This window comes from Bacillota bacterium (assembly GCA_023511455.1).
Lineage (GTDB): Bacteria > Armatimonadota > HRBIN16 > HRBIN16 > HRBIN16 > HRBIN16.
This window is the reverse complement of record JAIMBJ010000003.1, coordinates 68,194-88,132: the sequence shown is the minus strand read 5'-3', so window position 1 is coordinate 88,132 and position 19,939 is coordinate 68,194. Positions and strand designations below refer to the sequence as shown.

Below are 19,939 nucleotides of genomic sequence, written 5' to 3'. Positions count from 1 at the left end.
ACAGAGTTCAGGTCAGGAATAATGCTGAGTCCCCACCTCTTGCGGTGTGCGCCAGCGTCGCTCAGTGACAGATTCATGCTGCTTTCGGTGCACATACCGCGCCACGCGCTCATGTTGTTCCGCGCTCAGGTCGGCAAAGGCGCAATGCAGGCGATATTCCAGATGCCCGTCCACCACGGTCTCCGACACTCCCACCACTGTCAGGCGGGTTGAAGCAGGCAAAACCTCAGACAACGTCGGCACCTCCAGACACACCGTGCTTCCCACCACTGGAGCCACGGGTGCCTGCACACACACACCGCCTCCGCCGATGTCCAGAATCACACCGGTATACCGACCAATACTCTTTCCCCCCACTATCTCGATGGTAGCCGGTGCCATGAGCTCCACCCGCGCAAACTGTCTCCTCTGCAGACGATGGAGTAAAGGCTGTCGGCGTAACCGCAAAACACATGGTTCACCGCTTTCCACACCGACAACCTCGGTTTCCATCACATACAGGCTGTCTATTGCGTTCACCGCCAGGGCGACCCGTGCCCCTGGCACGAAACGCTCACCCTCTGCCAGCATGGGCATGTCCACATCTACTGTGCTGGGGTGAACGGCGCGCACCATCGTACGCCACCGGCGCAAACGCTCCTCCTCGGAACCGTCCAGCAATTGCAGGTAAGCACATTGCCCTCTTCGCAACTCCGAGGAAGATATCAACCCCTGTCCGCGTAGAAGGCGAATGCGATGTAGCCACCAGAGGTACCACAGGTAGCGCAAAGCGAGGATAGCAATCAGCACGAGGCTAATAACCAGCGTGCCCACCCATATCCATGACTGTCCATCGGCTACAAGAGCACGCTGCCACCACGCCGAAGGGCGGCTCACCAAAGCGCTCTCCGCCAATACAACAACCATGAGCAATCCTCTCCTTGTTAATCCTCAACGAGTTCCTTCCACACCGGAGAGGATTTGCGTTCTGGTACAGCTACGAGCAAATGGGCAAGAAGTGGCTGAGCAGATAAACAACCGGTAAAGCGAACAGCAGGCTATCAAACCGGTCCATTACCCCACCATGCCCGGGCAGAAAACCGCCAAAGTCCTTTATCTCCAGTTCGCGCTTCAATGCGCTTTCAAACAGGTCGCCTATCTGCCCCATAACGACCGCTACCAGCACCAGCAACGCCGCTGTCCAGGGAGCCAAACCCATCCCCAGAGCGGTCAGGCTGGCGGCAACCGTCCCAAACAGTGTACCCGCTGCCGCCCCTTCCCAGCTCTTGCGCGGGCTGAGCCGGGGCGACATTCGCCGCTTGCCGAAGCGATTACCCACAAAGTAGGCGGCGGAGTCACACACCCACATCGAAACGCACGTCAATAATATCAGGCGCACGCCGTCCGAAAACCATACCCCCTCCCCGGTGCAGCCCGCATCTATCAATTGCAGTCTCACCCACATGCTCAACAACAGTCCGGGATACAGAACAACGAGCGCAGCGGTGCCGACATTCCGCCATACACTCAGCTTCCCCAGCCTCTCCGCCTGCCACACCTCCCACGCCAGAGCGACCAGCATGATGGCGGCAACCACCAAACGAACGCTCCCCAGAAAGGTCGCCTGCGGCTGCGAACCCAGCCACGCATCAAAGGGCAGATACACCGATAACATCGCCAGCGGGCGGTTCACCCGCACCTGCGGATACCGTTTCTCCACCGCCGACAGCATCTCCAGCATACCCATCAGCGCTATCAGCATCACCAGTACCACCCAGGTACTTCCTGCAGGCATCACCGCCGCCGGTGGTCCCACCAGCGCGAGTAGAAACACAGGGATACCAATCAGCGCAGTGAGCACGCGCTTAGCCAGCTCTGTCATTGGCGAACCTCCACGCGTACTCATACTCCTGCGGGGTGTCTATATCGTAAGCCAGTTCCGGGTCGCACTCCACCGCCCGACAGCGCATCCCCAAAAGTTGTTCTGCACGGCGTTCCACATCCGCCACCCTCAGCTGTCGGGTAGCGTACTTCCACAGAACATGCCAACCTGCCAGCAGAGCCAGCCGCCAGAGGCTCTTGCGCCGTTGGGCGACCTGCCGTATCCATTCGGCACGCGCCAGCAGTGCAGCGGGTTCCACCATCATTGCACACCCCGCCACAAACTCACCGTCCCTCAACCGGGCGTAGGTGCTGGGCGAGTCGGGAAAACGCGCGTCGAACGCTTCACGCCGGGCTATCGCGTAGCAGAGCTGTGCATCGGGCGGACAGGCATCCACGAAACGTTTGATTGCATCAGCCGTTACAAAGGGCAGGTCAGACGTGAGGTAAAGCGCGCGGGGATACTCCTTCACCGCCTCCAAACCGGCAATCAGGTTTTCGTGCGCTTCCGAGAGCTCGGGCACGAGGGTTTCATGCGGAGGATTCAACCAGTGTTGCAGTTCCGCACTACCGACAATGACCGTCCGTTCTGCCAGACCAGTCGCCCGCACCGCATCCAAAACGATTTCGAGCAGAGCGCGCCTTCCTGTCTTGAGGAGAGCCTTGATGAGAACATGCCTGCCTTCACCGGCGTAGTCCTCCGCGGCGGCAGAGGCTTCGGGTAGACTGCTGGAGAGAAAATCCGCTCTGGCAATACGCCCGCCTGCCGTGACGACTACCGCAAGATTCGTCCTCAAGGCGCTATCACCACCCGGTTCTTGCCAAATCGCTTCGCCCGGTAGAGCGCGGTATCTGCGGCAGCAATCAGGTCGGAAACGGTGAGCGCATCCTCAGGATAACTCGCCACGCCGATGCTCACGGTGCAGCGCACCGGCGGACCGCCCGGATACCCCGGAAACGGTGTGCGCGCTACCACCTCGCACAACCTCTGAGCCAGCACGACAGCCGATTCTTTATCGGTTTCCGGCAGAATCACCGCGAACTCCTCGCCACCGTACCTGCCCGCGATGTCGCTCTGACGGATGTTTTGCCGCAATATCTCTGCCAGCTTACGCAGAAGTTCGTCCCCTTGCTGATGACCATAGGTGTCGTTGTAGCGCTTGAAGTAGTCCACGTCAATCATCAACAGGGTCAAGGGATGGTGATAGCGCAGTGAGCGGGACAGCTCCTCCTGAAGCCGCTCGTGAAACCGGCGGTGGTTCAATAAACCCGTCAAGCCGTCGCGTACTGCGAGCTCTGCGGTCTGCCGATATAACCGCAAGTTCTCCAGTAAAATCGTCAGATGCTCCACCAGCACCTGTATGGTCTCGTAATCCGCGCGTACAAAAGGTTCCCGCTGTGGCTCACGCTCCAGCACAAGCAGCCCCCAGGGGTAGTCGTGGACGCACAGCGGAACAAGCAGCAAATGCCCCTGAAAATGCTCCTGCAGGTCGGGCAGGCGTTCGGAAAGTGGATGCGCAAGCACCATCGGTTTTCGGTGGTCCAACGCTTTGCCCAGCGTCCCGCTCGCTTCGAGGTAGGCAGGGAACACATCCCGACTTTGCTGCGGGTAGACCCCAACGTTTTGCAGATGCGCCTCCTGACGGGCGTAGCTCCACAGTGTCAGCCGGTCAAAGGGCAACAGACGGCGCAGTTCGTTACCCAGATCTTGCATCAGGTGGTCGGGGTGCAAATGGGCTATCAGTCGCTGGTGCATGGTTCGCAGGGCGCGGATTTGTCGCTGCGCCAGATGCGCCTGAATAAACGCCCGCGCGGACAACAACCCTATAGCGCCCATCACGCAGAACAGCACGACGGACAACCACCCCCACGTGCTCTGTATGGATAACGTTGCCATCACCGTGGGGAAAGCCACAGCATCCACGAACATCTCCGCGCGTGCTGCAGACCAGACGGACACTTTTCGCCAGCCTTCACCCCACCACAGCAAAAGCACCCGTACCGCGCCAAACAACAGCGCCGCGGCCAGTACTCGCAACAAGAACTGCCATGTTACCGCCGAAAGGCTACTGGAAGGATGAAACAGGAGACCGCTGCACATCGCCGAGAGTGCGACCGCGGAGGCGTACAACAACGTGTTTTGGCGATCACGCACGATGCGCTGTGCTACCCACCCCGCGACGAGGCTCATCGCCCCGCCTACGGCTGCGCCGTACAGCAAGCTCGCGAAGAAAACCACCGCACCGCCGAAGCGTACCCTGCGAGTCCTCAGCCGCCCTACGGGCACCGCCATCGTCAGCACCGTGAGCAGGATTAGCAGAGGCAGGGGGAATGGGTGCACCACCTGAACGGGCTGCAGCCACCAGCACACGGGCAGACCCGTGAGGGCTACACCCCATAAGACCTGTTGCTTCCGTTGCAGACCGCGCACCAAAGCGATTTCTCCTGCTGCGAGCTCTTGTGGATATTATATGGCGAAAGCAGACCGGTTGCAAGGCGAAGATGCTGAACGCCTCGGCAGCAGGCTTCTGTAGAGGCTTCTGTAGCCGCAGGCTTCAACCTGCGTACGCGGAGGGCGAACCTCCGGGTGAGCCGAAAAACGCACCAAACGCCTCGGCGGGAGCCTCGCCCTCCACAGGAGACGACCTTACCTTCCGTAACCGCCGGATGGGGGTGGCGCTGCCATCGGCGTGCCGGACTGCCCCGGCATGGGTGGTGCCAGATTCACGCCGGGCGGAGGGGTTCCGGAGATGCGCTTTGGCCCCTCGAACCACTGCCGCGCGTAAAAGAAACCTGCAATGGCTAACACCACCACGATCACCAGCACCGCCACCCAGGGCGGGATCTCGCGTCTCATCTTACACCTCCAGATAGCGACCTCCGGCACTGCCGGAGGTCGTTTGATTTGACGTGTTTACGGGTTCAGCACAGGGTCCGCGTCACGGTCTGCCTGCACCGTCCACTCATGCGGGAAGGTATGTCCCCACTTGCGCGGAGAGACGTGCCCATCCGTCCAGATGATGTTTTGCATACCGTTGAAGAAGCCCTGCACGTTGGGGTCACGCGAGCTCCAGTCGGTGCCGGTACACGTCCAGGTGTTCCATCCCAGCCGCAGCGGATAATCGAGGTGACCATCCTGCCACGAGTCCGGGCAGTGCCCGTTCACCACGTAGATGGTGCCTGCAGGCTCCTGTAACACCCCCTGGCTGGGATAGCGCCACCACACGATGCCCCAGTGCGCGCCCGGGTTGTTGTCTTTCCAGCGGGTGTAGTACCAATCCCCCACCCCGTTCAGCATGTAAGAGAAGTAAAGCGTGTTGCCATCGGGGCTGAGGTTGATATTCAGTGCCTTACAGACCCATGGTGCGTTGGCATCATACGCCGCCTCCAGCTGCGGCGAGAGGAATACCCGCGTGTTCTTCACGTAGGGCTGTAACAGCGCGGGCCAGTAGACCCAAGGACCGGGTGAACAGCGAGGGTCTCCCTCATAGGGCAGACCAAAGCCCAGCAGCTTCTCGTCGTAGTCCTGCGAGTACATCATCAGCGCCAGACCCTGCTGCTTCATGTTGCTGATGTCGGAAGCCTGGCGGGCTTTGGTACGCGCCTGGCTGAACACCGGGAACAGAATGGCTGCCAGTATCGCGATAATGGCGATAACCACCAGCAGCTCGATGAGCGTAAAGCCAAACCGTTTCATCGTTGTCCCTCCTCGTTCTGAAAGTTACTTTGAACCTGGAATCTGAGTAGCATACGCAAACACGGAAGAACTGTCCACTGACCGCTGTTCCACATCACCTCCTCCGTAAGGAAGACTCCCGCACCACCAGCTGCGGCAACAACACCGCCGACTGCAGAGGGATATCCGGCTGCGCCATGCGCCTCTGCAAGAACTGGCACGCCAGCTGACACATCTCCTCCAGCGGCTGCCGGATGGTGCTGAGAGGGACTTCCAGATACTCGGTATCCTCAATGCCGTCACAGCCGACGAGAGCCACCTCGTCGGGAACACGCACGCCCAGTAAACGCAAGCTGCGATACGCGCCCAGAGCCATCTCGTCGTTGTGGCAGAAGATAGCATCGGGAAGACCGAACTGTTCCACATGCGCTGCCACTGACGCCGCCGCGGCTGCACGCGACTGGTCCACGCTAACGATGTACTCCCGCCGCAAGCCCGCCTCCTGCATCACCGCATCGTAAGCATCACGACGTGCATCGCCTGGATGGCGCGACTCAGCGTTGACCAAATAAGCGACTCGATGACAGCCCTGCTCGATCAGGTGCTGCACCGCCTGTACAGCTCCTGTATAAAGGTCTACGCCCACATGGTCTACATCCGCCAGATAGTATGCACCCATACTGACCACCGGCACCGGCCGACGACGGGAGTGCTTCTGCACAAAGCGCAGCGCCCCGACGCACTCGAAGCCGATAATCCCGTCCACGCGCCCCCAGCCATGTCGGGGTGGCTCGCTCTGGTGACCCACCTGCCGAATCAGCATCTCGTATCCCGACCGCCACAGGGCGGTTTCCACCAGATGCACCACTTGCGCGTGGAACGCAGTATACAGATGATACATCCACAGAGCTACTGTACCGGTGCGCCCTGTAACCAGCGAGCGCGCCGCCAGGTGGGGCTGATAACCCAGTTCTTCCGCTGCGCGCAGCACACGCTGCCGCGTCTGCTCCGAAATCAGGCGTTCTCCTCTACCGCTGAGCACTCGCGACACCGTGGAAGGTGATACCCCCACACATTCTGCTATCTGCTTGATGGTGACTTTCATCGTCTTCGGTTATGCAAACGTTTGCATAGATGGCTTCATTATACCCCTGCCCTGCGAATTTGTCAACGGGAACAGGGGATTCCTCTCGCTTGCGTTACCCGCTCCTTTTGCGTATAATCTAAATCGTTAACCATTATGGGAGCACAGGCGATGAAGAAAGTGGTTCTAGTCTATTCCGGGGGGCTGGACACCTCGGTTTGTATTCCGCTGATGCGGGAAGAGTATGGGTATGACCACGTGATTACCGTTACGGTGGATGTGGGTCAGCCCGAGGAGGACATCCGCGAAGCGGAAAGCAAAGCGCGGACGTTGGGCACAGAGCATTACACCGTGCCTGCCAGAGAGGAGTTCGCCCGCGATTACTGCTTCGCGGCGGTGCAGGCAAACGCCAGTTACGAGGGCTACCCGGTCAGCACCTCGATTGCCCGCCCGCTGATTGCCGCCAAAGCGGTGGAAGTCGCAAAGCAGGTGGGTGCTACGGCGTTCGCGCACGGCTGCACGGGCAAGGGCAACGACCAGTTCCGTATCGAGTTCACTCTCCGTGCGCTCATGCCCGATGCGGTCATCCACGCACCCATCCGCGAACGCAACCTCACCCGCTCGTGGGAGATAGAATACGCCAAATCGCGCGGCGTGCCTATCACTCAGAGCGTGGAGAAAATCTGGAGCATCGACGAGAACCTGTGGGGACGCTCCGTCGAGGGCGGAAGGCTGGAGGAACCCGACTATGCCCCGCCCGAGGAGATTTACCGCTGGACACGCAACCCGCAGGACGCACCCGATGCGCCGCGCGAGGTGAAGCTGGAGTTTGAGAACGGCGTGCCCGTCGCCATCGACGGCGAACCGCTCTCCCCCGCGGAGCTGATTGCCAAACTGAATCGCATCGCGGGCGAGAACGGCGTGGGGCGTATCGACATCATGGAAGACCGGATGCTGGGGCTGAAGGTGCGTGAGAACTATGAATGCCCAGCCGCCGTCACCATTCTGACCGCGCATCAGGCGCTGGAAGCGCTGGCACTAACGCGCGAGGAGTTGCGGTTTAAATCGCTGGTAGACGCGGAGTGGGCGCAGCTGGCATACTATGGGCTGTGGTTTGACCCCTTCAAGGAGGATTTGGAGTGCTTCATCCGCCAGACGCAAAAACGGGTAACCGGCACCGTATGGCTGCGCCTGTACAAAGGCAGCCTGCAGGTCATCGGACGAAGCAGTCCGTGGGCGCTGTACTCGGAGGAGCTGGCGTCGTTCGACACCACCACCTTCGACCAGCGCGAAAGCACCGGTATGGTGAAGATTTTCGGCTTGCAGGCGCGGATGTACCACGCCCTGAAGCAGAAGCGAGAAGGCAGCGGCACACCATGAGCAAGCTGTGGGGAGGACGTTTCGAGAAGCAGACCGATGAGGCGGTGGAGGTATTCACCGCCTCTATCGGTGTCGATGCGCGGTTGTGGGAGGTGGATATTCGGGGCAGCATCGCGCATGCACGGATGCTGAGCAAAACCGGCGTGCTGACACCGGAGGAAGCGGACGCCATCATTGCCGGATTAAACGCGCTACGTGAGGACATCGCGGCAGGCAGGATAGCTTTTGACCCGAAGGCAGAAGACATTCACTCCGAGATCGAACGCCTGCTCACCGAGCGCATCGGCGCGGTGGCAGGCAAACTGCACACCGCCCGCAGCCGCAACGACCAGGTGGCAACCGACACCCGCCTCTACCTGCGCGAAGGCATAGACACTCTGGGTGAACAGATACGCCATCTGCAGGAATGGCTGCTGCAAACGGCACGGAACCACCTGCACACCATCCTGCCCGGCCTCACCCATCTGCAGCACGCGCAACCGGTGAGCCTTGCCCATCACCTGATGGCATACTTCTGGATGTTTCAGCGCGACCGCGAGCGGCTGAGCGACTGTCGCAAGCGGGTAAACCTCCTGCCGCTGGGCAGCGCAGCGCTGGCAGGCACCTCCTTTCCCCTTGACCGCGAGATGGTGGCGCAGGAGCTGGGCTTCGACGGGCTGTGCGAGAACAGTCTCGACGCCGTGTCCGACCGCGACTTCGTGGTGGAGTTCCTGTCGTGCGCCGCACTAATCATGACGCATCTGTCGCGTCTGGCAGAGGAGCTGATTCTGTGGAGCACGCCCGAGTTCGGCTTCGTGGAGCTGGACGATAGCGTCACCACCGGCAGCAGCATCATGCCGCAGAAGAAGAACCCCGACGTGGCGGAGCTGATCCGCGGGCGCACGGCACGCACGGTGGCGGATTTGACGGGCGCGCTGGTCATGCTGAAAGCGTTACCCCTGTCCTACAACCGCGACCTGCAGGAGGACAAAGGTTTCCTGTTCGATGCGCTGGATACGGTGCTTTCCAGTGTGCCCCTGATGCAATTGATGCTAACGAGGGCGCAGTTTCGCACCGAACGGATGCGTCAGGCGGTGCGCGGCGACTTCTCCAATGCCACCGACCTCGCCGACTATCTGGTGCGCAGGGGAATGCCGTTCCGACAGGCACATGAGGTGGTGGGGCGTGTGGTGCAGTATTGCCTGAAGCAAGGGTTGGCGCTGGAGGATTTGGACGTAGCACAGCTGCGCACCTTCAGCGACCTGTTCGACGAAGAGGCAGTGCAACTACTGCAACCCGAAGCGGTGATGCAGGCAAGACGATCGCGTGGAGGTACCGCCCCCGACGCGGTTCAGCAGCAAATCGAGCTGGCAGAGAAAGTTCTTGGAGGTGAGGACATCCGTTGAACCGCTCTTACCGATACCTGGATGTCATTACGGTGAGCTTCGTGGTGGTGCTGTTGCTGTCCAACATTGTGGCGGTGAAGCCCGTACGCATATTGGACTTCCTGCGCCTGGATTTGGACAGCGGCACGCTACTGTTCCCGATTTCCTACATCTTTGGCGATGTACTGGTAGAGGTGTATGGCTACGCTCGCTCCCGAAGGGTCATCTGGATGGGTTTCGGCTTTAACCTGCTGGCGGCATTGCTCTTCTGGGTAATCGTGATGCTGCCGCCATCGCCGGAATGGCAAATGCAGGAAGCCTTCGCCATGATACTGGGTCAGACGCCCCGTATTGTGGTGGGGAGTCTGATCGCTTTCTGGTGCGGCGAGTTTGTCAACTCCTACGTGATGGCGAAGATGAAGATATGGACTGGGGGACGGTACCTGTGGACGCGCACGATTAGCAGTACGATGGTGGGACAAGCCGTAGATACGGTACTGTTTCAGACGATAGCCTTCGCTGGTGTGTGGGACACGGGGCTGCTGCTGCGGGTGATCGCCTGGAACTACACGGCGAAAGTGCTGTATGAAGCGCTGGCTACACCACTCACCTACGCAGTGGTTGGGTTCCTGAAGAAGGCGGAGCAGGAAGATTACTACGACTACGACACCGATTTCAACCCGTTTGCATTGAAAGCGTAGGGGCAACCGCGGGTTGCCCCTGCGGAATGCTTCGCTATCCCTGCGAAGCGTAGGCTTCGTACACGATTTCCACCGCGCGCAAGCCATCGTATCCGGTGACCTGCAGCTCGGTTCTGCCCAGGCAGGCGTCCACGAAGTGCTGTATCTCCCCAACGAACCGGTCGGGACCAACCTCTTCCAGCAGTTGCCAGTCGTCCATCTTGTTCGTCTTGTAGCGGCTCTTGAAACCGTCCCAGTAGTGCACCATCGCTGCCCCTTCCGTGCCGTATACCTCCACCACGTTAAACCCGGCAGCAAGCACCCAGCTGGCTTCCACCACACCCATCCGCTTATCGCTGGAGGACAGCAGCGCGATAGCGGTATCCTCGACCTCGCCAATGGCGGGGTTCGTCTGACGAGTTACTGCCTGCACGCGGGCAACTTCTCCCACCAGGAAGCGGAACAGGTCAATGCTATGCACACTGGTATCCATCAACACACCGCCTCCAGCCACCTCCTTGTCCGAGAACCATCGCTCTTCCACCCCTTTGAACGGGCCCGCAAAGCGGTTGCGGAACATCACCACTTCTCCCAGCTCGCCGGCATCAATCAGCCGCTTGAGAGCCACTATTGGGGGATGGAAGCGGTGGCAGAAAGCGGTCATGAGTTTGACCCCTTTGGCGTCCGCTGCCTGTACCATCTTTCGTGCGGCGTCGGGATGATGAGCCAGAGGTTTCTCACACAGGACATGCAACCCCTTTTCTATCGCTGGCAACGCCGCGTCCAAATGGGTGACGGGAGGCGTGCAGATGTCCACCGCGTCCAGTTCGCTCCGCTCCAGCATTTGCTCCACACTGCGGAATACCTCTGCTCCTACCTGCTGAGCCGCCGCGCGTGCCACTTCCTCATTGATGTCGGTGACCGCCACAATCTGCGCTTCCCGCACGCGCTCGTAACTGGAGAGGTGCGTCCGTCCGATACCTCCCGCACCTATCAAGCCAACGCGAAGTTTTCGGTTACTCACGCTGAATTACCTCCTTTGTCTCCGCCGTATTACCCAGGCTCCTTGCACCATCTGCTCCGGCTAATGAGGGCATGGAAGCCTGCGAAATCAGGTATGCATCAACTGTTTACTTATTTCGCCATTGTCCCCCTCAGTTCCCGCTTCCTGGGCATATTGTGCTGTGAAATGACGTTCGCACACCGGATAACGGTTGTCGCCTAATGGTAACAGGAGTGCCTGCATCCGCCCGCGAACTGGAAAAAGGGGCGAAGGAAGATGCGTGTCGTTACCTTTGGAGAGACGATGCTTCGTTTATCTCCGCCCGGCTATCAACGCATTACTCAGGCGGAGCGGTTTGAAATCGCCATTGCCGGCACCGAGAGCAACACGGCAGCGGTGCTGGCGCAGCTGGGTGTACAAACCGTCTGGCTATCGCGCCTGCCCGATAACCCATTGGGGCACCTGGTTGCACAACGGCTGAGGTCGCTTGGGGTGGATGTGCAACACGTCTCGTGGGACAGCGATAGCCGATTGGGGCTGTACTTCGTGGAACCCGGCGTGACGCCGCGTCCTACCCGTGTGTATTACGACCGCAAAGGCTCGGCGATGAGCCGCTGGCGACCTGGAGAATGGGACTGGTACGACCTGCTTCGCGGTGCGAGCCTGCTTCACGCAACAGGTATCACGCCTGCACTGAGCGAAGGCTGCCGGGAAGCCACCTGGGAGGCGTTGCAAGTCGCCCGGGAGATGAACATATCCGTTTCATTTGACCTGAACTACCGGTCGCTGTTGTGGTCTCCCGACGAGGCGCGCCGGGTGATAGAATCGCTTCTCCCGCTGGTGGATTTGCTGATAGTTTCTCCCGCCGATGCACGCACGGTGCTCGCAGTAGACGGCGAGGATATGGACATCGCCGTCCAGATACAACGACGCTACAGGGTTCCGGTGGTTGCCACCCCGTTACGCGACCAGCAATCGGCAACAGTAGGACGGCGTTACAGCGTGGTGGCAACGGCAGAGAATGTATGGCGTTCAGAGGGATGTCCTTTCGAGGTGATAGACCCCATCGGCAGCGGCGACGCCTACGATGCGGGGCTGCTGTACGGTTATCTGCAGGGGGATATCGAACTGGCGATGCGCTGCGCTGATGCTCTCTCTGCGCTCAAGCACACGGTGCCCGGCGATGTACTGTTTACCTCGCCCGACGAGCTTCAGCAGTTATTACAGGGTATCCCACGAGGTATCGTACGGTAACAGGGGCGCACTGCGATGCGCCCCTGCAGGCTACGCTGCCTACCTGCATCAGGGTTTGCGCGAGGGAGCAGGTTGGGCAGAAGAGGGTGGGGGTACCCTCTCCGCCTTCATGCGCTCCTGATACTTCTTCTCCCACTCGATCTCCTTTTGCACCAGGTCCTGCCTGCCCATCTGCTTGTAAATGCTCTTGAGCTGCGCATGGATATCGGGGCGGTCCCACGCAATCTTGCCGACCTCCTCGTACTGTTTGATGGCGAGGTCGGTCTGTTTGTTTTTGCGATACAGCTCCGCCAGCCTCATGCGCAGTTGCACGCTCTCAATGCGTTGCAGGGCATTCTGCCAGGCAGTGATGGCGTTCTCCCGCGCTTTTTGGCGAGCAGGCTCTGCCAGACCCGGCATCTCGGACTGCGCACGGTACAGTTCGCCCAGTACCACCATCGCCTCGGCAGAGGGCATCTCCTGCGTTGCCTTCTCGAAGGCAGCTATCGCCTTGTCCAGCGCAGCCGCATACTCCGGAGTGCCTGCTTTGCGCCCCAGCTCATCTAGCACCTCATAGGCTTGGATTTCGGGGTCGAGTATCTCCACCTTCGCCGTGCGACGAAGCTGTGTCAGATACTGCTGCCACTTCGCATTGCGCAGGGTCTCCACATATTGCCTTTGGTAGTCCGCCTTTTTCTTTTCGAAATCGGCAGGTACGTTGGGCTTCACCCCATCGAGCCGGATAATGTGAAAACCGTACTCCGTCTTCACCAGGTCACTGACCTGCCCCGGCTGCAATGCTTCTACTGCTTTCGCAAACTCGGGCACAAACAGCATGGCAATCTGCGAGCGCGGAATATCACCGAGGCTACCCCCGTTTTGCTTGCTGCCGGGGTCGTCGGAGAACTCCTTCGCGAGCTTAGCGAAGTCCGCGCCAGAGCGCACCTTCTGCAGTATCTCTTCCGCACGCTTGCGCGCCTGTTCTTCGGTGCGCTTGCCCGTGCTTATCAGGATATGCCTTACGGTCAGCAGGTCAAAGCTGCGTTTGAGATCTTCATCCGACGGGTTGGGCACATTTGCCACCTTCTCCATCAGCTTCTGCTGCAGCAGAGCCTGACGCAGGAGAGGTTTGCGCGGTTCCCAGTTCTGTTTCAGTTCCTCGCGCCACTCGGCGACGCTCTTGCCCATCGCGCTGCGGATGACCATCTCGAACTGCTGGTCGGTCATCTCTTTGCCCTGAGCCGCGCGCTCGCGCTCCTGCTTCACCTGCTGGTCTACCAGTTTATCGATTTCACGGTCGAGGTCCCTGTCGGAGATTCGGACCCCCTCTTTCTCGGCTGCCTGAGCGATGAGTATCTGCTGAACCTGCTCGTCAAATACCTGTCGCCGCACGCCGATGGACGCCAGCGCATCCCCGGACATCATCGCCCTCTCGCGCGAGGTTTCACTCACCATCATTTCGAACTGGTCGCGCTTGATGGGTTCGCCGTTAACGGTCGCGACCGACTGACGGGAAGGGTCGCCTCCTGCCGAATCGCCGGTTGGTCCCATCGAAAAATAAGTAATCAACCCAGCCGCGAAGACAAACACAAGCGCGAGGGAGAACGCTCGCAGCCTTTTCGAGAAGCCCTCGCGGATACTGCGCAAGGAGAGAAACTCGTCTTCGCGACCAGCAGTGTATCTGGGAATATCATTACGTCTTGCCATGGCAACTCTACTCCTCCATCCATTGTCTGAGCGCCTGCAGGCACAGGCGTGAGGCGCGCTCTGCATCACCGTCTATGCGCGCGTGAGTCTCCAGAGAAATCCAGCCTGTGTAACCATCGCGGCGCAGCGCACCGAACTGACCGGCGTAGTCGATAGCCCCCTCACCGACCACCACGAAGCGCACCTTGCCGTCTTCCAGTACGCCGTCTTTGACGTGTACATGTGCTACCAGGTCGCGCACCGCTTCGTAGCCATCAGGATAGGGCGTCTCACCGGCGCACAGGGCGTTGCCCGGGTCCCAGCAGATACCCAGGTGTGGCGAATCGATGGCCCGTGCCACTCGCGCCACTTCCGCGCCTGTCCCCAGATAGCAGGAGTGCTCATTTTCGAGGGCGAGGATAATCCCCTCTTGCTCCGCTATCTTTACCGGCTCGGCATAGGAGTCGGCAATGCGCTTCTCGATCTCCGGTGTCAACTCGCCGCGTTTCCAGAACGAGAAGACGCGGATAATCGGCGTCTCGAAGAAGTGCGCCAGATCGATACAACGCTGCAGCATATCTATTTGTTCGCTGAGATCGCGCGGCGTCGCGAGATGCATGGGACCTTTCGCCTCAGTGCTTTCCTCAAACAGGTCACACTTGTAGAAAGGCGAGGCGATACTGGACACTTTGATTCCGTTGGCGTCCAGCAGCTTCTTCGCACGCCGGGCAGTGGCGTCGTCGATGTCGGCGATGTTCACGTTCCACAGCCCGCGCAGCTCCACGCCGGTAACGCCGTACTCCTGCATCACCCGAACAGCGTGCTCCAGATCCTGCGATATCTCATCGGTAATGACAGAGAGTTTCATTGTTGACCTCCTGAGAAGTCTATTTCACGGCTATCTTTTTCTGCCAGGTGGCGATCAAACCCGCCGCGTTAAACGCCTTCACGGTAATCTGGTGTTCACCTCGCGACAGCTTCTCGGAGCGGAAGCGAAACGTCTCCACAGGGCTATCAAACACCCCATCACCCGCCTCCACCGCGAGCCACTCCCCCTCGCCGATGCGCACCTGCACAGCAGTCACCGGCACTAATTTCTGTAAGACAAAGCCGGATACCTGCACTGTGCCATCTACCTCTACCTGCACACCGTCCCGCGACGGCACCACGATGAACGGTTTGCTGTTGCACACGATAAACGGCTCGGAAACTACCTCCGCAGATAGGGGGTCGGTAGCATTGGAGGGACGGTCGGACGCCACCACACGCAGGCGATACACGCCATCCTTCAGCGGTTTGGTGTCCCACTTGCGCGAGGTCGCGGTGGTCGGCACGGCGGGGGGCGAGGGGTCAGGTAACCTTTGCGCCTGCGCTGCAGCCGGAGCCTGTTGTTGCATTGCTGCCCGAACCTGCGGTAAATCCCGTTCCGCGCTCGCCAGTATCTCCGCTTTCACCGCAGCGGGGATGCTGGGATCGTTCTCCACCTGGCGGCGCAGGTCCGCCATCATCTCCTCGACGGTCGGGATGCTATCTCCCTCAGACGCTTTCTGGAGTGACGACTTCTTCTCCTCCGATGGACGTGCGGGCGATGGAGTTGCGCTCTTCGGTGTCTGTACCTCCCGCCATTCCCGCTCGCCCTCCATGCGGTAGTAGACCCTGTAGCTCAGGGTGTCCTTGTCCGGGTCATCCGCCTGCCACTCGATGTTCTGCTCGCCAGACAGCACCACGCCGCCTTTGGGGGATTTCAATGTGACACGTGGTGCCTGGTTCTGTGTTCGATAGTAAAGCGATACCGACTGAAGCATGGGGCTGACCTGCGGGTTCCGCGTGCGCAGCACCGCCCGATACTGCACGTAGCGTGCTGGTGGGCTGGTAACCGTATCGCCCGGGCTGGTCAGTGGGCTGCTCCACTCGCTCCAGCTGGCATCCGGTTCGGGCACGTTGCCGCTGCGCGTGCTTATCTCCACTGATGTGCCTTCCGGCGTCTCCGCCATCCAGTACAGCGCACCCCAACGGGCGGGGTTCTTCGCATCGTGCACCGGCGAGATGTATACACCTTCCCCGCCGTTGGTTCGGGCGATGTATATCTCGCCGCCGTTTACCGTGCCCAGCCACAGCGCGTCCTGCCACCATACGCCCGCCGCGAAGTCCACATCCAGCCGGTTCTCCACCAGATTCACGCGGTCGTTCGGCAATATCTGGTAGATAATCCCGCTGCCGTATGCGAACACACTACCATCGGGCGCCGGTGTAAAGGCAAGGATGGGGTTCTCGGTGCGCTCGATGACCGTTTTGGTACGCCCATCGGGATACAGGCGCACCACCTGTGAGCGTGTATGCAGAGCCACCAGTATCGAACCATCCTGCCAGACGGTCAATGCGGAGACCGCTCCCTCTCCAAAATCGCGCACTACCTGAGCCGAATTGTCCGGAAGAATGCGCCACAACATCGCGTTGTCGCCTGTACCCACGTATACGGTGCCATCCGCAGCCAGCGCAAGGGCGGTTACATGATTCTGCCCCGTTTGCAACAGCGGGCGTACCTGCCCATCACGCCACTCGTAGACCACACCAGCACTGCCCCCCGCCCCGATTACCACCGAGTTGCCGGAGCGACGCAGGGCGCAAACGGGATAATTCTGTTCCAGCTGCGCTACCTGCTCGAACTTGCCTTCGGCGTTCACACGGTAGATGCGTCCGCGAGGTGACGTTCCCACCAGCCAGCCATCGCCATCCGCAATCAGCCAGTGAACCTCCATATCCGACAGACGGCACCATGTGGAAAGCCGGTTATCAGATGACAGACGCAGTATCTCTCCCTCATGTCCTGTGCCCATCAGCAGAGAACCATCCCCGGCAGGCACCAGCGCCCACACAAACGGCTTTCCGACGCTTAACGCCCGTGACAGGGTGAATGAGAGGCGTACATCTCCCTCCGATGTCGCGGTGGTACGGTCAAAAAAGCCTCTGGCGAAATCCGTCTGCTCGGTCTGCGTCCATACCTGCGCCCCGCGCGTTATCGGCTTCTCGTCCTTCTCTGGCTTCCCAGGGGAATCCGGGGTCTGTTGCGGCGCAGCAGCAGGCAGTTTCGCATCAGCCGTTGCAGGGCGGGACGGTGTTGCCCGCGATTGCGACAGCACTATGCTTTCCGCAAAGGTTTGGCTTTCGTCATCGCCCCACACGCTATCCATCATGGCAGGGATGCCGGGCGGTACGCCGGGGGGTACTCCCTCAGGCGGTGTCGGTTCTCCTGCTGGAATTCGCGGTTCCACAGGGCGCGTCTCCGACGAATCGCGGCGTTGCACGTTGAGTATCAGCGTCTGCGAACCGCTCAGCACCCAGTCGGTAGGCAGCACCAGCTTAATCTCATCGCGTTCCAGGCGCAGGGCGCTGCTCTTGCCCGAACGCATTAGCGTGCCAATGGTCGGCGGTATCTGGCTGAAGCGCTCCCCGCCGATGTTCACGGTGGTTGTCGGTAGAAGCAGCCTCACCACGAGGTCGTTATTGCGCTCGCGCTCCAGAAAGCGATTTACCATCTGCTGGATGCTGGCGGGGGGCGCTTGCTCGGTCATACCGGGTCGTATAATCAGCCCCGGCAGTAAGGCGAGAGAGGGCTGCATTCCCCCACGCACCTGCAGGGTGTAGCGACCGCTTCGCAGGCTCTGCGGCAGGACAAGGTTCACTTCGCGCGTTATCGGCTGTCCGCGATAGGGTTTCAGCACCACTCCCAGTTCCACCGTCTCGCCCGGCTCATAGCGCCCTTTGCGCACGAACACACGCTCGATAGTAGCGGTTTGCCGTCTGCTTTCGAGGCGCACGCTCAGGTCCACGCTTTTTATCGCCAGCGGATAGAACGGGTTCGCAGTGAGGATGCTCATCAGGTTATCCAGGTCGGCGGTTGCACTGCTCGCGATGTCTACATCATCGAACACCACGTTGTCGCGGGTCACAGTGCCTACCTCGTCGGCATTCACGGTCAATTGCACCCTCGCCAGCGAATCGCCGGGCGTGCCGCGTATCTGCGACAGAGTCTCATATGCCACCAGCGACACCAGCTGACCGGTTAGCAACGGATGCTGAACCACCTGCGCCTGGAACCGACGTTTGCGTCCCGTGCTCGTATCTTCCACATCGACCGTCACCGGAACCATGGTCGCGCGTTTGCCCAGCTCGCCTGCCACCGAGAACAGTCTGTCCTGGGTGGCTTTACCCACGACGCTCACCGGCGCGGCGATTTTGACCGAGCGCGAGTAACTGGGCACCACATCAAACACGTAGGCACTGGTGAGCGGAGCCTCTATCGCCCCGATGCCCATGAAAGGATGCCCAAAAATCAGTACGCGGTCGCCATCCCGATAGGTTACCGTGCCTATCGCACTGATGTCCACGTCGCCTGTTACCAGAGCGACGCCCACAGCCGAGCCGGGCTGCAGAGGTGGTATCTGCTGCGCCATTTTTTCAGCGCGTCCGGGTCCCGGCATAGCAAACATATTGTATGGCTGCAGAAGGGCATTCAATCGCTGGACGCTCTTCGCTGAGAGGCCGCTTGCCATGACTGGTACAGGAGGGCGTGTGAAGACCAGCTCCCCTTCGCCTGCTGGCGGTGCGTTATCCGGTGCGATGATGATGCGCTTGCCCCCGTAAAGCACCGTCTGCGGTTCTGCCTGCGCCCGCGCCATGCCCGCCGGTTCCTTTGGCAGACGCGGGTCGAGCGCCTCCAGCATGTCCTCAATGGGTGTCACCAAACACTGGGGCTCTTTGGGGAAGCCCCAGAAGGTCATAGACACCGCTCCGGCGAGTCGCCCGTTGATATAGATGGGGCTACCGCTCATTCCTGCGGCGATGTTCACCCCGCGCGCGTTCAGCGGCCCGCCGGTCATCCTGATGAATATGAGGTCGCGCCCGACGTTCGCTTTGGGCAGCACCCCGAGCACTTCTACCTCGAAGCGCTCGACTTTCGTCCCACGAAATACAGTCAACCCGTAGCCCTTCATCCCGGGCTTTATCTCTTTGACCCGAATGATGGGCACGGAGGAATGCACCGGAGCGGTGAGTATCAGCATGATGAAAAGCGAAAACAAAAGCGACAGCAGGGGGTAACGCATGGAACCTGTCTCCTCCATCAGTGGCTTCTGGTGACGTGGACAGACGGCAATGTTCATGGTGAAGGCGCACTGACCTCCGCCCTGACCCCCAGACGGCGTGCCTGTTCCGCCAGTTTCTCTGCGCCGGACCTGTTGCGGTAAACGCCCAGCTGCACCCGAAACACCTTGCGTCCGCCCACCGTGTCGGTGACCACCGCCGCGGGCAGACCTTTGTCCAAAACGGCGCGCATCGCCGCGTCGGCTTCGTCACGGTTCTCGAAGGCACTCGGCATTCGCACCCGATACAGAACGTCCGTGGGTGCAGGCGCACTGGAAACGCCACCTGCCGGTACGGGTTCACCATCCAGTGTCTGGGGTACCTGCACACCGCCTGAAAAATCTTCCGACGCGCCCGGGCGGGATTGGGATGACGGTGACGGTGTGGGAGGGGGCGTCCACAGATTCGCCGGTGGCGCGGGTGCAGAGGGCTGTTCTTCCAGAGTGGTGGATGGCTGGGGTTCCTCCGTGGGAGTATCCTCATCTGGTGCGACACCGCCTGAGGACGGTATCACCCGCACGGTGTCGGGAAGGGTACGGACATCGCGCTCCCGAATTTGTATTCCTTCCAGCTTTGGTGAAACGGGAGAGAACGGCGCAGCGACCGAGGGTGCCTCAGGCGTACCGGCAACGACAGCCCCCGAAGGCTCCGGTGTCGGCGTTTCCGACGGCTGTTTCTCGCTCATGCGCTGGAGCCACGGTCCCAACCAGTATGCGCCGATGAAATAGCACAGCACCACACACGCAGCCCCCAGCAACACGAACATGACACGCTGCCACACGTCCGAATGTCCGCTGTTCGCGGTGGAGTAACGCATCGTCTTACCCTCCC

The 19,939-nt window shown here is 60.3% G+C and carries 15 protein-coding genes and 1 pseudogene; 4 read left to right on the top strand and 12 right to left on the bottom strand.

Annotated features, from left to right (window positions below; translation table 11 throughout):
• Positions 1–12 precede the first annotated feature (12 nt).
• The 7 genes and pseudogenes from K6U75_02850 to K6U75_02820 all read right to left on the bottom strand — a co-directional run bounded on the left by K6U75_02850 (position 13) and on the right by K6U75_02820 (position 6,641).
• Complete coding sequence (locus tag K6U75_02850; GenBank protein MCL6473981.1) at positions 13–906, bottom strand: PilZ domain-containing protein; 894 nt, start codon at positions 904–906, stop codon at positions 13–15.
• Between the two features lie 70 nt (positions 907–976).
• On the bottom strand, positions 977–1,861 hold the full coding sequence (locus tag K6U75_02845) for a phosphatidate cytidylyltransferase (protein MCL6473980.1): 885 nt from the start codon (positions 1,859–1,861) through the stop codon (positions 977–979).
• Positions 1,845–2,657, bottom strand: coding sequence for an NTP transferase domain-containing protein (locus tag K6U75_02840; GenBank protein MCL6473979.1), 813 nt, complete (start codon positions 2,655–2,657; stop codon positions 1,845–1,847). The genes K6U75_02845 and K6U75_02840 overlap by 17 nt, the downstream gene beginning before the upstream one ends.
• Complete coding sequence (locus tag K6U75_02835; protein MCL6473978.1) at positions 2,654–4,291, bottom strand: sensor domain-containing diguanylate cyclase; 1,638 nt, start codon at positions 4,289–4,291, stop codon at positions 2,654–2,656. Before K6U75_02835 ends, K6U75_02840 begins: the two co-directional genes overlap by 4 nt.
• A 216-nt stretch (positions 4,292–4,507) precedes the next feature.
• Positions 4,508–4,717 carry a hypothetical protein gene (locus K6U75_02830; protein ID MCL6473977.1) on the bottom strand — a complete coding sequence of 70 codons (210 nt, stop codon included), beginning with the start codon at positions 4,715–4,717 and terminating at the stop codon, positions 4,508–4,510.
• Positions 4,718–5,374: 657 nt separating this feature from the next.
• Positions 5,375–5,557, bottom strand: a pseudogene (locus K6U75_02825) (DUF1559 domain-containing protein).
• A gap of 94 nt (positions 5,558–5,651) precedes the next feature.
• A complete protein-coding gene (locus K6U75_02820) occupies positions 5,652–6,641 on the bottom strand; it encodes a LacI family transcriptional regulator (protein ID MCL6473976.1) in 990 nt (329 codons plus the stop codon).
• 150 nt (positions 6,642–6,791) lie between these two features.
• On the opposite strand from K6U75_02820, the gene K6U75_02815 reads away from it, so the two are divergent.
• The 3 genes from K6U75_02815 to K6U75_02805 are packed head-to-tail and all read left to right on the top strand — an operon-like array spanning position 6,792 to position 10,065.
• The gene (locus K6U75_02815; protein MCL6473975.1) at positions 6,792–8,000 is read left to right on the top strand and encodes an argininosuccinate synthase; all 1,209 of its coding nucleotides are present in this window, start codon (positions 6,792–6,794) and stop codon (positions 7,998–8,000) included.
• Positions 7,997–9,385 (top strand): argininosuccinate lyase, encoded by a 1,389-nt coding sequence (gene argH, locus K6U75_02810; GenBank protein ID MCL6473974.1) that lies wholly within the window; start codon positions 7,997–7,999, stop codon positions 9,383–9,385. Before K6U75_02815 ends, argH begins: the two co-directional genes overlap by 4 nt.
• Positions 9,382–10,065 carry a queuosine precursor transporter gene (locus tag K6U75_02805; protein MCL6473973.1) on the top strand — a complete coding sequence of 228 codons (684 nt, stop codon included), beginning with the start codon at positions 9,382–9,384 and terminating at the stop codon, positions 10,063–10,065. Before argH ends, K6U75_02805 begins: the two co-directional genes overlap by 4 nt.
• A 34-nt stretch (positions 10,066–10,099) precedes the next feature.
• Here the strand turns inward: K6U75_02805 and K6U75_02800 are convergent, their stop codons facing one another.
• Positions 10,100–11,068 (bottom strand): Gfo/Idh/MocA family oxidoreductase, encoded by a 969-nt coding sequence (locus K6U75_02800; protein MCL6473972.1) that lies wholly within the window; start codon positions 11,066–11,068, stop codon positions 10,100–10,102.
• A gap of 255 nt (positions 11,069–11,323) precedes the next feature.
• On the opposite strand from K6U75_02800, the gene K6U75_02795 reads away from it, so the two are divergent.
• The gene (locus K6U75_02795) at positions 11,324–12,301 is read left to right on the top strand and encodes a sugar kinase (GenBank protein ID MCL6473971.1); all 978 of its coding nucleotides are present in this window, start codon (positions 11,324–11,326) and stop codon (positions 12,299–12,301) included.
• Positions 12,302–12,349: 48 nt separating this feature from the next.
• Here the strand turns inward: K6U75_02795 and K6U75_02790 are convergent, their stop codons facing one another.
• The 4 genes from K6U75_02790 to K6U75_02775 are packed head-to-tail and all read right to left on the bottom strand — an operon-like array spanning position 12,350 to position 19,925.
• Positions 12,350–13,987, bottom strand: a complete 1,638-nt coding sequence (locus K6U75_02790; protein MCL6473970.1) for a peptidylprolyl isomerase — start codon at positions 13,985–13,987, stop codon at positions 12,350–12,352.
• A gap of 7 nt (positions 13,988–13,994) precedes the next feature.
• Positions 13,995–14,834: a sugar phosphate isomerase/epimerase gene (locus K6U75_02785; GenBank protein ID MCL6473969.1), complete on the bottom strand. Its 840-nt coding sequence runs from the start codon at positions 14,832–14,834 to the stop codon at positions 13,995–13,997.
• Positions 14,835–14,853: 19 nt separating this feature from the next.
• Positions 14,854–19,071, bottom strand: a complete 4,218-nt coding sequence (locus K6U75_02780) for a hypothetical protein (protein MCL6473968.1) — start codon at positions 19,069–19,071, stop codon at positions 14,854–14,856.
• 53 nt (positions 19,072–19,124) lie between these two features.
• Entirely contained in the window at positions 19,125–19,925 is an 801-nt protein-coding gene (locus K6U75_02775; protein ID MCL6473967.1) for an SPOR domain-containing protein, read from the bottom strand.
• Between the last annotated feature and the right edge of the window lie 14 nt (positions 19,926–19,939).